The organism is Brevibacillus migulae (assembly GCF_004521915.1).
Lineage (GTDB): Bacteria > Bacillota > Bacilli > Brevibacillales > Brevibacillaceae > Brevibacillus_F > Brevibacillus_F migulae.
In genome coordinates, this window is sequence record NZ_SDKD01000001.1 from 308,062 (window position 1) to 321,267 (window position 13,206).

Here is a 13,206-nt window from a genome sequence, read left to right on the forward strand (position 1 = left end):
CTGTTTCACGTTCAGAGAGCACCCTAGAGCAAGGGTGCTTTATTCTGTTTGAATTTACGCAACAGCCACGTGAGGAAGGGAAGAGAGGGACGGGCGGAGTTTTTGCCACGCCTACCAAGGTGGAGCTTCCAAAAACGGTACACGCTTGTCGCGCAACCTCGCCAGTTGAATACGCTTCTTTGAAACTTTTGCGCGACGTACCGTTTTTGGAAGCGGAACCGGACAGTCATCCTCCCTCGCAGGTGTGGCAAGTACGGAGCCACGCCCTCTCTTCCCTTCCCCCACCACTATGTTGGCACGACCCGTGTATCTTTGGCGAAGGAAAAGAACGAGGAAAAGAAAGGATTCATTGTATGTAAATGGAATTCATAAAATTAGCAATATTTCCAAAAGGGGAGGCAGTCGATGGACAATCAATCTTTAGAACCGATTATGAACGAATTGGCATGCATCAGAAGCGAGGTCAAAGCTTTCAAGCTGGAAGCGCGGGCCGAACTTGCGCTGATCAAGCAAGAATTGAAGGAGCTGAAAAACTACCTGCAGCAGTCGGCGGAAATGCGGAACGCTGCAGACAGAGACTGATTCCATTTAGACTGAGAGGTTATGGGGGAGGCGTCGTACATTGAAAAAGAAGAAACGGATATTTTCTTTCAGCCTGGCCTGCTTGGCTGCATTTATGCTTACTGCTTGTAATCAGCCATCTTCGGGAAACGGGACCGCTCCGGCTGAGCAGAATAACGCTGCCAGTGCACCGGCACAGGCGCGGGAAGCAGGCAAAGAGCAGAAGCTGCACCTCAATACATTCACGGAACCAAGCTCGCTCCATCCCGGTCTGGCAACCGATATCTGGTCTTCGAATGTACTCATGCAAACATTCGAGGGTTTAACCCGCATCAATCAAAACGGGGAACCAGAGGAAGCCATGGCGAAAGAAATCAAGGTATCGGAGGATTTGTTAACCTATACGTTTATCCTCCAAGATAATGCAAAATGGTCCAACGGCGATCCGGTAACCGCTCATGATTTTGAATATGCGTGGAAATGGGTGCTGACTCCAGCCAACGCATCGGAATATGCGTATCAGCTGTTTTACATCAAGAATGCGGAAAAAGCCTACAAGGGGGAAGGCCCGGTCGACGCTGTTGGCGTAAAAGCGCTGGACGATCGGACGCTTGAAGTGAAGCTGGAAAACCCTACTCCGTTCTTTCGGGAACTGACAGCCTTCACCACTTATTTCCCGATCAACAGCAAGATCGCCAAGGACAATCCCAAATGGGCGGAAAATGCGGGAGATTTGTATACGTCCAACGGTCCCTTCAAGATGGTGGCATGGGAGCATAAAAACAAAATCATGCTGGAGAAAAACGAGCATTATTGGGACGCACAGCATGTGAAGCTGGAATCGATCGAGATGCTCATGATCAATGAAGCCAATACGGAGCTGAGTCTGTTTGAAAGCGGGGAGCTGGATTGGGCAGGCGCTCCGGCAGGAAATATTCCATTGGATGCAATGGCCACGCTGAAAGAGAAAGGCGCATTGGAAATCGTGCCAAAAGCGGGGACGTATTGGTATGAATTTAACACCGCGCAAAAACCATTCTCCAACGCGAAAATTCGCAAAGCCTTTGCCTATGCGATCAACCGGCAGGAACTGGTGGATAACGTCACGCAGGGCGGAGAAATCCCCGCGATGGCGGTCGTACCCACATCCATGTTTCCGGAAAATGAGAAAGGCTTTTTCAAAGATCATGATGTCGAGACCGCCAAGAAGCTTCTCGCCGAAGGGCTGAAAGAGGAAGGGTATGCGGATGTCAAAGCATTGCCGCCTATCACGCTCTCTTACAACACCGATGAGGCCCAGGCCCAAATCGCCCAAGCCGTACAGGATATGTGGCGAAAAAATCTGGGGGTAGAGGTGAAGCTGGAAAACCAGGAGTGGACGGTCTATTACGACAACATCAAAAAGGGCAACTATCAGGTGGCGCGGATGGGCTGGACGGGAGATTTTAACGATCCGATCAACTTTCTGGAGATTTTCCGCGACAAAGGCGGCAACAACCATACAGGCTGGAGCGACCCGCGCTTCACGGACCTTTTGGCAAAGTCGTCAAGGGAAGGGGATGCCAAAAAACGCAAGGCCATCCTGCGTGAGGCTGAACAGGTTCTGATGGAAGGCATGCCGGTGATCCCCTTTTACTTCAAAACGACCGTGTATGCGAAGAATCCTTCCTTGAAAGAGGTAGTAATTTCGGGGCTCGGCAATGCCCAGTACAAATGGGCTTATTTTGGTCGATAAGAATTTAGTAAATTCTCCGATATAAGAGCAACTAAGCTCCGCAAAAGACTTGGCGTAGCCAAGTTTTTTCTAAAAATATTTTCCGCACTAAAATGAAAACCGTGAACGCATGCAAATCAATTGCTTGCTTCACGGTTTCTTTGTGATTACATCTGACAGATTTCTGGCGGGCAATCGTCGCAGAAGATCGCTTCCTTCAGGTAATCCAGGTCTTTGATCAACAGATGGCCTTGCGGTAACAGTTCAATCACGTCCAATTTCTTCAGATCAGAAAGCATGCGATTCACGCTTTCGCGGGTGAGGCCAATGAATTGGGCCAGATCACGGTTGGTCAGGGATAAGTTGATATAAATGCCGTCATCACGCTTTTCTCCGTATGTGTTGCACATACGGATCAGCGTGGAGTAAAGCGCACCGATTTTTCCGTTCAGCAGCAGATCGCGGAACTTGGATTGCATGCGGCGGTTCATGACCCCCATCCAGCGCAAAAATTCTACGCAGTATTCCCCATTGCCCATGAGCAGCTTTTCCAGCGCACTGCGCGGAATCGCACTGACTTCACCGGGCTCCAGCATCGTTGCCGTATTCGTATACGGGACGTTTGGTTCAAACAAACCTGCCAAACCTACCAGCTCACCTTGGCCAAATACCTGGAGCGTCAACTCTTTCCCATCCACGGTTGTTTTGGTTACCTTTACCTGTCCCTTGTCGAGTAAATACAAATAATCGGCTTGATCTCCATCTATATAGAGGACAGAACCTACTGCCACTTTTTTCTTCGTTCCAAGTTGTTCCAGCTGAGTCAGAAACTCAGGAGATACCTGTTCAATAAAAGATAAATGTTTGATCAATCGCTGCACCTCCCGCTCGCGTTGACTGTCGGTTCTCAAATTTCTCCTTATTATAGCATGACATTGCTGGGAAAAATCGTGACATCTTTTGGACGATGAAGGGTTTCTTTCTTTTGTCATGTGAGAAATATCACAAAGCCAGGTCGGAGGAATTGGTAGAATGACATCATCAATAAGCGCGCTATGTAATCGAGGAGGTTACCTGAGATGGAACATGCATTTGCTTCCAAATTCGCACGACGGGCTTTTACGATCGTATTGGTGTTATTTATCGCTTCCTTTTTAGGATCCCGTTTCTTCACGCATATCGACTTGGCCTTGTACGGCTATATGGTCGGCTCCATTGTGTTTGTGGGTGGATTTTTGTACCGTTTCATCGCGTGGGCCGATCGCCCGCCAACCAACATCATTTTGAAAAAAGGCTTGAAGCTGCTCTTCCGCAAAAGCACACCGAAAACATCTGCGGAGCATCTGGTGACATATCGCTTTATTTGGAATCGCGGCTGGTACCGCTGGACACAGCACATATTGCTCGGGTGGGGCTGTATCCTCTCCGCATTCGTAACCTTTCCGCTTGTCTTCGGCTGGATGTATTTCACGATGGGCGACAACGGCATATACACAGTCGTATTCATGGGGATTGATCTCATGACGATTCGGGCGGATGGCTTTCTCGCGTATCTGTTTTTCAATGCGTTGAACATCACGGCGTTCATGGTCATCGCGGGTGTGTGCATGGCGCTCTATCGCCGGATGAAAGATTTTCAGGCGCTTGCGGAGCAGACCTTCCTTTACGACCTTATGCCGCTATACCTGTTATTGTTCATCAGCATCACCGGTTTGATGCTGACGGCAAGCAACATCTTCCTGCATGGCTTCGGTCACCCGGTTATCAGCGTCGTCCATCAGTTCTCGGTCATCGTCACCCTGCTGTATCTGCCATTTGGAAAGCTGGCACACATCCCATTTCGTCCAATGAGCGTATTTGCCCGCAACTATCGCGAGCATTATGCGGAGCGGGAAATGAAGAAATGCAAAGTCTGCGGCACAGGTTTTGTCTCGGCTGAGCAGTCGCACGACGTCATCGATGTCCTGCAAACCAATGAGATCCGTTTCAAAATGGAGGAAGGCTTCCACCTGGCCGAGCTATGTCTGCCATGCCGCCGCAAATATCGGATCTTCCGGTTTACAGGCAAACCGACACATCTAAGTCCAGCAAAGGAGGCAAACCAACATGCCAACGGATAAATTTTTCAAGCAAATCGCCAATAAAGTGCACCCAGGTGAAAAACTGGTCAGCACCCATTGTTCCTATTGCGGGATGCAGTGCGGGATGAACCTTCGTGTCGATACGCATTCCAACACCATTATCGGGGTGGAGCCGCGCTACGATTTTCCGGTGAACCTCGGGAAAATGTGTCCGAAAGGCGTAACCGCTTACCAACAAGTGAACCATCCTGACCGGATCAAACGCCCGTTGGTGCGCCGCGATCCATCTCTGAAAGGAACGCCGGACGGGTTTGCGGAAGTTTCCTGGGAAGAGGCGCTCACCTTGGTTACCAATAAATTTAAAGAGCTGCAAGCCAGATATGGCAAGGATACGCTGTCGGTTTATTCCGGCGTGTCCATGACCAATGAAAAATGCTATCTGACCGGAAAATTTGCCCGTGTCGGACTGCAGACCCGATATGTCGATTACAATGGCCGTTTCTGCATGTCATCTGCCGCTGCAGGCTTGAACCGCAGCCTCGGCATCGACCGCGGTTCGACTGTTCCGTGGACGGATATCCATCAGACGGATTGCCTGTTCATCGCCGGGTCCAATGCGGCGGAGTGCCATCCGACCAGCATGTTCCGCATCTGGGAGGTGCAAAAACGCGGCGGCTACCTGATTGTCGCCGATCCACGCGAGACGCCGCTGGCTCGCCGTGCCGACATCCATCTGGATCTGCGTCCCGGCACCGACCTGGCATTGGCCAACGGGATAGTTCATTTGCTAATCAAAAACGGCCATATCGATGAAGAATTTATCCGCAACCATACGAATGGCTTTGAGGAAACAAAGGAACTGGTTGCTTCCTTTACACCTGAATATGTGAGTGAAATTACCGGCATTGCCGTCGAAAAAATCGTGCGTGCTGCCGAGATCTATGGGAAAGCGCCGGAAGCCATCGTGCTGTTTTGCCGCGGGATCGAGCAGCAATCCAAAGGAACGGATAACGTGTCCGGCTATACCAATATGGCGCTGGTCACCGGAAAGATCGGCCGTCCGAAATCCGGCGTAGCGACGCTTACAGGCCAAGGAAACGGGCAAGGCGGACGCGAGCACGGACAAAAAGCCGACCAATTGCCAGGCTACCGCAAAATGGACAATCCGGAGCATGTACGCGAAGTCGCATGCCTGTGGGGAATCCCAGAAGAAGAGATGCCGCAAAAAGGCGTCTCGGCGTATGAAATGTTTCAGCTGATGCTGGATAAAACGATTCGCAGCATGTATCTGCTGTGCTCCAATCCGGCGGTGAGCGCACCGAATCAAAATCATGTGCGTGCTGCAATGAAAAGTCTGGACTTCATGGTGTGCGCCGATTTCTACATGTCTGAATCGGCTGAGTATGCAGACGTGATCCTGCCGGTGACGACTTGGGCGGAGGATGACGGGACGACGACCAACCTCGAGGGACGCGTGATCCGTCACCGCCAGGCACAGGAATGGTATGCCGAGTCCAAGCCGGACTGGTGGATTCAGATCGAGATCGCCAAACGCATGGGGCGTGGACAATACTTCGAGCACCTGAAAAATCCACGCGATATTTTTGACGAGCTGCGCCGCCTCTCCAAGGGAGCGACAGCTGACTACAGCGGCATCACCTATGAAAAAATCGACCAGCAGAATGGCGTGTTTTGGCCATGCACCGATGATGGGGACCAAGGCACCCCCCACCTTTTCCTGGACAAAAAATTCAAGCATCCGGATGGCAAAGCGAAGATCTGTGCCTTGCCGTATCGTCCCCCGGCGGAAGAGCCGGATGACGAATACCCGCTGCGCCTGACCACAGGCCGTGTCGTCTATCACTACCTGTCCGGGAACCAGACGAGACGGATTCCGTTCTTGAAAGCCATGTACCCGGATCCGCTCCTCGAGGTGCATCCAGAGACCGCGAAAAAGTACGGACTGGAGCATGGCGAGCTAGTGCTCTTGCAGACGAGACGCGGCGAAGCCAAGTACCGCGTGAAGGTGATCGCTGCGATCAGACCGGACACCGTCTTTGTTGCCTATCACTGGGGCAAGGATGAATCGATCAATCTGCTGACGAATCCGGCCCTGGACCCATACAGCCGGATGCCGGAATTCAAGGCATGCGCGGCCAAGATCGTGAAACTGCCGAAGGAGGAACAGCTGCATGGCTAAACAGGTCTTATACATCGAAATGGAAAATTGCATCGGCTGCCGCAGCTGTCTTGCTGCTTGCACCCAATGCGGAGGTCACGATAACCGCAATCGCAACTATGTGCTCGACGTGGATCCATTTGAAACCCGTCAAACGATTCCGCTGATGTGCCTGCACTGTGTCAATCCCGCTTGCGCCCGCAGCTGTCCGGCCCAGGCGATCCAGATCGCGGACAACGGAGCGGTGCTCTCGGCTCTGGTAGAAAAATGCATCGGCTGCCAAAACTGCACCATCGCTTGCCCATACGGCATTCCGAAATTCGATGAGGAGCAAAACCTCATGTATAAATGCGATTTGTGCTATGACCGGTCGAAGGATGGCATTCCGCCGATGTGCGCGTCGGTCTGCCCGACCAATACGCTGCAATGGATCGACGAAAAAGAACTGGCTGAGAAACAGGCGCAGCACAAATTGGCCAATGGCAAATGGATGGCCAGCCAAATGATCGAACCGCTGGAGAGTGAAACGAATGTAAAAATCAGCCTCCCAGGCATTTTGCAGGGGAAACAAAAGCTGTTTTAAAGGGAGGCGGCACGCACTGTGCGGACTAGAAATCAAAGGAGGCCAACCAGTATGGAAGAGAAGCAAACGAAGATTTCCGCCCGAGACGATAACTATACCCACAATATCCATAAATCAAATGAAAGAAGCTTGGACAGACGCGGCTTTATGAAGACCATGGTAGGGGCAGCCGGACTGTTTGCCGTGTCCACTCTGCCATGGGGGGCAGTCGCTGCGAAAAAACTGATTACCGGCGAGAACGACGCCTTTCCCACGAAAAAGATTGCAGCCGTATCTGCGCTGAAGCCGGGGGATGCGATGGAGTTTGCCTATCCAAGCGAGCATGAAGGAGCGCTCCTTGTCTGTGTGAAGGAGGGCGAATACAAGGCTTATCAAAATGCTTGTACGCACCTGAAGTGCCCCGTGTATTGGAGCAAGGAGGACAGTGAGCTTCTATGCCCGTGTCACCATGGCAAATTCGACGTAATGACCGGCAATCCGCTGGCAGGACCGCCGCGCCGCGCTCTACCGGAAATTGAGCTGAAGGTCGAAAACGATGCGATTTATGCGATCGGAGTGAAGCCGTATGAAGCGTAGCTATCGGGGGGTGCTGCTGCTTTGCCTGGTCCTGTTTTTGAATCTGCTGTTCACCCAATATACCGTCAATCTGTTTTTCGCGCAGCGCTATGAGCTGACGATCGTGCTTGCTGCCGCAAACCTGCTGACATTTCCGCTGGCTTGGTTTATCTATCGAAAGGAAAAGCGGGCCGGTCAATGAACTGGCACGCTTTTTTCCGGCGATAAAAAAGGAGGAAACAAACATGAGTGCCAACATTCAGAAAGAAGACCTTACCAAACTGCTGGAGAAACTGGTAGACTATAAGATGCGCATATGGATTCAGGATCAGGCCGAGGATGCGGAGCCGCAGCAGGCGCCCATGGTAGAGCGGCATCTGGCCAAATGGGAGCTGTGCGAAGAAGGGGAGCACATCCGCCTGTTCTTCAACCATTGCCAATTTCTCGCGATTCCGATCACAGCCGGACACATGACGATCGAAGAAAAGCCGGAGGAGATCCTCCTGACTACGGAGGATCGCAAAGGCAAATTGCTGTATACACTGGCGTTCCAAGCATAAATGGAACCGTTATCATTCAGAAGCACCAGGTGATGCTCGTGACAGAACAGAAACAACCGGACAAGGACATCGTGGCAGTGATTCTTGCAGGGGGCAAAAGCAGCCGCATGGGAACGCGCAAGGAGCTGCTGGAATGGGGAGACCGCCCGTTAATCATGCATCAGGTGGATGCGATTCGCGGTGCGGGACTTCCCTGTTTGATCGTTTGCAATCAGCAAGAGGAACTGCCCGACGAGCTGTTGGCGGCATACGATGTGCAAATCGTCGCTGACCGTGAAAGCTCCTGCGGCCCGATCACAGGCATCGTGACGGCCATGCAGACGAGAGTAGAAGAAGCACTGTTGATCTTCTCCTGTGACCTCCCTTTTTTGGAGACCAGTCATGTGTGCGAGATGATTCGTCATGTCCCCGATCTGCAGGACTGGGATGCTGTCGTGGCTTATACGCAGGACCGCCTTCATCCTTTGTTTGCCCTCTACCATCGACGGTCCCGGGAAGTCTTTGAACAAGCGTTGGCAACAAAATCCTATCGCGTCATGACAGCGCTTGAGCGGTTGAAGGTTCTTCCGCTGCAGGAGGAATGGCTGGCAGAGGGGACGGCTACCTTTAACATGAATACACCACAAGAATATGAGACAGCATTGCGGGAATGGAGGAGAAAACATGCGCTTTCGCAGAGAGACGATCAGCGTTGAGGAAGCGAGAGAAAGACTGCTTGCGCGTGCCATGGTCATGCCGCAGGAGAGCATCGATTGGGAGGACGCGGTCGGTCGAATTGTAGCCACCGATTTGCATGCTACCTGTGCGCTGCCTCCTTTTGATCGTTCTGCCATGGATGGCTATGCGGTACGCTCCGCAGATACCGCAGGTGCTTCTCCGGAAGCGACGGTCACTCTGCGGGTCGTCGAGACAGTGCTGGCAGGCGACGTTCCCCGCAAGCAGCTGGGACCGGGTGAAGCCGCACGGATCATGACAGGCGGGATGATACCGGCTGGCGCAGACTGTGTGATCATGTTTGAGCAGACCGTCAATCCAGGAGAAGTGGCTGAGACGGTCGCTTTGAAAAAGGCGGGAAAGCCCGGTGAAAACATCATCAAACAAGCAGAAGAGGTAGCAGAGCAGCAGATCGTCCTGAAAAAGGGCGAAAGGATCAATCCTGGGACCGTAGCCGTCCTTGCGACATTTGGCTATGTCCAGGTGCCGGTCATCCGCAAGCCGCGGATCGGCATTCTCTCTACCGGAAATGAGCTGGTCGGAGCCGATCAGCCGCTTGTCCCCGGAAAAATCCGCGACAGCAATACACCGATGCTGTCCGCGTTGATTCGTGAGGCGGGCGGAATCCCCGTGCGTTTTCCCAGACTCCCGGATGAATACGGGCTTACCGTGCAGGAGATAGAGACGGCGATGGCGCAAGTCGATGTCCTGATCACGACAGGCGGCGTCTCCGTAGGCGACATGGATATGGTAGCCGCTTTTGTGGATCGCGATGATGTAGAGCTATTGTTCAATCGTGTTGCCATGCGCCCCGGCAGTCCGACGACTGCTGCTGCCTATCAAGGCAAGCTGCTTTGCGGCCTTTCCGGCAATCCGGGAGCTTGCTACATCGGGTTTGAACTGTTTATCCGACCATTGCTGTACAAGCTGACCGGAAAGCCGCATGTTGAACCGCGTCAGATGCAGGCGATCCTGGCCAGCGATTATTTGAAGCCCTGTCCCTATCCGCGGTATTTGCGCGGGAAGCTGTCAGCCGTGGGAAGTACGCTATATGCCTATCCGGACGCACTGGACAAATCAGCGCCTTTATCGAGTCTGAAGGATACGGAATGCCTGATCGTGATCCCGGCAGGAGGAAGAGGCTTGCAAGCGAATGAGACAGTTACAGTAATTCCCACAGGATGGGTTTCATGAGCGGAGGAAGCAGTATGGACGAGTTAGGGCACATGACAGTCATCCAATTTGTCGGCTACTCCAATTCCGGAAAAACGACGATGCTGGCAAGTGTGATCCCGCTCTTGCGCGCAACAGGCCTGCGCATCGGCGTGATCAAGCATGACGGACATGATTTTGAGATGGACCATGAAGGCAAGGATACGTGGAAGTATCGGGAAGCGGGCGCGGACATCGTGGCCATTCAGTCAGCTGCAAAAACAGCCTGGATCGAGCAGCAGTCCGTACCGTTGGATCAGCTGGTGAAACGGATGGCGGGAGCGGGGACCCAGTTGGTGCTGGTAGAAGGATTTAAGCGGGAGCACTTCCCCAAGCTTGTTTTTCTGCGCCGCCCCGAGGACCGTGAACTGCTCAGACAAGTATCGGATGTGATCGCGATCGTGACATGGGAAGCAGCGGGACGGATCGAAGACCGATACACGCGCTTTTCGATCGATGATGCTGCAGAGATTGCTGATTTTCTCATCCAGCAAATGAAGAAACCTTGAATGGCTGCTATGGCTCTTCAAGGTTTTTTTGTATGTCAGAATCTTTCGACAAACCGCTCTTTTCCTCACTTGAATGCGATATACTGAAATGGTAGTGGAAAAAATTGTATCTTGCCTTGGCAGGAGCACCTGAAGAGGGGGAATCACATGAAAAAGCTGATTTGCCTGACTGCTGCGTTCAGTCTCGCCGTTCCACAACTGGCTGTATTCCACGCATTACCTGCGGTTAGCGCCGCTGCTGCAGAAGTACATGATTACGCTAAGGAAACGCAAGTCAACCAATTCCGCCCTCACAGCGGTGATCGAGCGGAAATCGAAGCCTTCTTCGCCGGATTGATCACCAAGCGCACGAACGCCTCAGAAATAGACAAGCTGCTGGCGCCGGATTCCACAGACAAAGAAGAAATGAAAGCATACCTGACCGGATGGGGCCAATTCAAGGACATGAAAATGGTCGAGACGAAGATCGAAAAGCTGTATACAGCAAGCGGATACGATGCGTACTCCAAATTCCGCGCGATTGTGAAGGTCAAATATCTGGGCTATACTCATGAGAACAAAGTGATCGAAAAGACCGACTACATAGGCTTGGCCAAGCTGGGCAAGGACACAACCGACTGGAAGTTGTGGGGGGTGGTCTGGGATGACTCCGGCATCGATGTTTCCGATGTCGAGCTGTTCCAGCTGGAAAAGCCAAGCAAAGGGGAAGAGATCTGTGTGATGACTACCGAGGCAGGTGTCATCAAAATGCGTCTCTTTCCAGACAAAGCCCCCAAGACAGTCAAAAATTTCAAGGAGCTTGCCTTGCAAGGGCACTACAACAACGTTGCCTTTCATCGCGTGATCAACGACTTCATGATTCAAGGAGGCGCCTTGGATGGTTCCGGAGAGGAAGACTTCAGCATCTACGGCGGATTTTTTGAGGACGAATTCAATCGGGATCTCTTCAATTTCCGAGGAGCACTGGCGATGGGGAATGCCGGACCCAACACGAACGGGAACCAATTTTATATCGTGCAGAGTCCCAAAGTGGATCAAGAGTATCTCGATTTGTCGGCACTTCCGTTGAATGCGGAAGCCAAATATAAGGAAATCGGCGGACGTGCGTATCTGGACAATCGGCATACGGTGTTCGGGCAGGTATTCGAGGGAATGGAGGCCGTAGACAAAATTGCGGCCCAGAAAACAGACGAGAATGCCAAGCCGCTGCAGAATGCAATCAAAATCTTGAAGATTGAATTTGTCAAATACGAGTAAATGTCAAAAAGGAGTCTTTCCCCATGAAGGGAGCAGGCTCCTTTTGTCCAGAGATAATAAAGTTGTAGACTTGCAGCTGGGTTAAGCTAACAGGCAGTTATTGGCAAGAGATGGTATAATGTCCACAAAGAAGTTTTTTTGTATGGATTTAATATTTGGGGGTTTCCATTTATGCAAAGTAGATTAGAACAAGACATTATATCAACAGCAGAAAGTTTCACAGTTAACTTTTCTGATAAAGGGAATTTTGATTTTACTGTGGAAAGCTTGCGTAACGTAGACGATATTCTTGAAGAGATTGGTGATTTCGTATTTGATGATGAAGAAAAATTGGATTCTGTCGCATCTATGGTTGGATGCTATATTTTCGAAGTAGCAAGAAGAAATTATGGCGGAGAGTACTTTTGGGTACAAGATAGAGCACAACCAATTTTAGTTACGGGTGAGCCAGAATTTTCAGTTTCAATTTTAGCATTCGATAAAGTTAGAGGCAGAATCAAAAATGGAAAAGAAGATGAGATACTATATTACTTTAAAGGATATATTGATGCAGTTGAAAAAGGTAAAAAAACGGGATACTGCGCAACAATTGTTTAAGATAAGAGATTGAGTTAACGGGTACGAGAGCATCATGACCACAGGCTACCGGGATCATCGGAACCTGTTCTGTTTGGCGGATTAATCACAGATGAAGAACATACACCAAAAGAAAAGAGGAAAAACAATGAGCGGGTATCCCCCTGAAATTGAACAATTTCACCAAACCTTGTGCAACCTAGCCGGTGTCGATTCTGTCATTAGCGGTGTGGATGATTTGTCATCTGTGGATGCGGAGCTGCTTTCCGTAACCGAGTATGCCCATCTGCCACATGCCGCTCTGCTGCGAACCGGGGGAGGGCTGGACAATGAGGTTCTGATTCAATTTGAGCTTGTGCTGCAGCCGTCACAGGAAGGTTGGCATGCACTTGAGTTTCTCGGCTGGTTCGTCCGCGATTGTGCAAGAGGCGGCCACAAGATACAGTTGCGGCCGTTTGCGCTGCCGCCTGTGACGCCGTATGGCAGACAGCTGGGTCATACGTTGAAGTTCCACCTTGATCTCTTCGTGGATGGCATTGAAGACTCACTGTCTCCTGCCCTGCAGGTTGTATCTGAGATAAACCGGTCCTTAGAACTTGCCATCAGCTTGTATAAGATTAATCAAACACAAGCATAAGAGTGCACCTTATTTATTGGTGTTGGGTTGGGCAAATCAGTCAGTCTAATACTGTATAATTCAGTTTA

Annotated in this window: 15 protein-coding genes; 14 read left to right on the plus strand and 1 reads right to left on the minus strand. The window is 51.2% G+C overall.

From position 1 onward, the window contains the following. Positions 1 to 405 precede the first annotated feature (405 nt). Both EIZ37_RS25825 and EIZ37_RS01465 read left to right on the plus strand, forming a co-directional pair. Positions 406 to 582, plus strand: a complete 177-nt coding sequence (locus EIZ37_RS25825) for a hypothetical protein (protein ID WP_167568596.1) — start codon at positions 406 to 408, stop codon at positions 580 to 582. Between the two features lie 94 nt (positions 583 to 676). After that, positions 677 to 2,296, plus strand: a complete 1,620-nt coding sequence (locus tag EIZ37_RS01465) for a peptide ABC transporter substrate-binding protein (RefSeq protein ID WP_134682894.1) — start codon at positions 677 to 679, stop codon at positions 2,294 to 2,296. Positions 2,297 to 2,442: 146 nt separating this feature from the next. Here the strand turns inward: EIZ37_RS01465 and EIZ37_RS01470 are convergent, their stop codons facing one another. Next, positions 2,443 to 3,147 (minus strand): Crp/Fnr family transcriptional regulator, encoded by a 705-nt coding sequence (locus EIZ37_RS01470; RefSeq protein WP_235827857.1) that lies wholly within the window; start codon positions 3,145 to 3,147, stop codon positions 2,443 to 2,445. 207 nt (positions 3,148 to 3,354) lie between these two features. Here EIZ37_RS01470 and EIZ37_RS01475 point away from each other — a divergent pair, with 207 nt between their 5' ends. The 12 genes from EIZ37_RS01475 to EIZ37_RS01525 all read left to right on the plus strand — a co-directional run bounded on the left by EIZ37_RS01475 (position 3,355) and on the right by EIZ37_RS01525 (position 13,138). Beyond that, positions 3,355 to 4,395 (plus strand): hypothetical protein, encoded by a 1,041-nt coding sequence (locus EIZ37_RS01475; RefSeq protein ID WP_134682767.1) that lies wholly within the window; start codon positions 3,355 to 3,357, stop codon positions 4,393 to 4,395. Next, positions 4,382 to 6,556 carry a molybdopterin oxidoreductase family protein gene (locus EIZ37_RS01480; protein WP_134682768.1) on the plus strand — a complete coding sequence of 725 codons (2,175 nt, stop codon included), beginning with the start codon at positions 4,382 to 4,384 and terminating at the stop codon, positions 6,554 to 6,556. Before EIZ37_RS01475 ends, EIZ37_RS01480 begins: the two co-directional genes overlap by 14 nt. Then, a complete protein-coding gene (locus tag EIZ37_RS01485; RefSeq protein WP_134682769.1) occupies positions 6,549 to 7,118 on the plus strand; it encodes a 4Fe-4S dicluster domain-containing protein in 570 nt (189 codons plus the stop codon). Before EIZ37_RS01480 ends, EIZ37_RS01485 begins: the two co-directional genes overlap by 8 nt. Positions 7,119 to 7,169: 51 nt before the next feature. Next, positions 7,170 to 7,694, plus strand: coding sequence for a Rieske (2Fe-2S) protein (locus EIZ37_RS01490; protein ID WP_134682770.1), 525 nt, complete (start codon positions 7,170 to 7,172; stop codon positions 7,692 to 7,694). Next, complete coding sequence (locus EIZ37_RS01495) at positions 7,684 to 7,875, plus strand: hypothetical protein (protein WP_134682771.1); 192 nt, start codon at positions 7,684 to 7,686, stop codon at positions 7,873 to 7,875. Before EIZ37_RS01490 ends, EIZ37_RS01495 begins: the two co-directional genes overlap by 11 nt. A gap of 43 nt (positions 7,876 to 7,918) precedes the next feature. Next, a complete protein-coding gene (locus tag EIZ37_RS25830) occupies positions 7,919 to 8,233 on the plus strand; it encodes a hypothetical protein (RefSeq protein ID WP_167568598.1) in 315 nt (104 codons plus the stop codon). A 38-nt stretch (positions 8,234 to 8,271) separates the two neighbouring features. Continuing rightward, a complete protein-coding gene (gene mobA / locus EIZ37_RS01500) occupies positions 8,272 to 8,928 on the plus strand; it encodes a molybdenum cofactor guanylyltransferase (protein ID WP_167568600.1) in 657 nt (218 codons plus the stop codon). After that, positions 8,897 to 10,141 carry a molybdopterin molybdotransferase MoeA gene (locus EIZ37_RS01505; protein ID WP_134682773.1) on the plus strand — a complete coding sequence of 415 codons (1,245 nt, stop codon included), beginning with the start codon at positions 8,897 to 8,899 and terminating at the stop codon, positions 10,139 to 10,141. The genes mobA and EIZ37_RS01505 overlap by 32 nt, the downstream gene beginning before the upstream one ends. Before the next feature lie 14 nt (positions 10,142 to 10,155). After that, positions 10,156 to 10,668, plus strand: a complete 513-nt coding sequence (gene mobB, locus EIZ37_RS01510; protein ID WP_235827858.1) for a molybdopterin-guanine dinucleotide biosynthesis protein B — start codon at positions 10,156 to 10,158, stop codon at positions 10,666 to 10,668. A 147-nt stretch (positions 10,669 to 10,815) separates the two neighbouring features. Next, positions 10,816 to 11,925 (plus strand): peptidylprolyl isomerase, encoded by a 1,110-nt coding sequence (locus tag EIZ37_RS01515; protein ID WP_134682774.1) that lies wholly within the window; start codon positions 10,816 to 10,818, stop codon positions 11,923 to 11,925. Positions 11,926 to 12,096: 171 nt separating this feature from the next. Further along, the gene (locus EIZ37_RS01520) at positions 12,097 to 12,522 is read left to right on the plus strand and encodes a hypothetical protein (RefSeq protein WP_134682775.1); all 426 of its coding nucleotides are present in this window, start codon (positions 12,097 to 12,099) and stop codon (positions 12,520 to 12,522) included. 127 nt (positions 12,523 to 12,649) lie between these two features. Continuing rightward, on the plus strand, positions 12,650 to 13,138 hold the full coding sequence (locus EIZ37_RS01525; protein ID WP_134682776.1) for a hypothetical protein: 489 nt from the start codon (positions 12,650 to 12,652) through the stop codon (positions 13,136 to 13,138). The last annotated feature ends 68 nt before the right edge of the window (positions 13,139 to 13,206 follow it).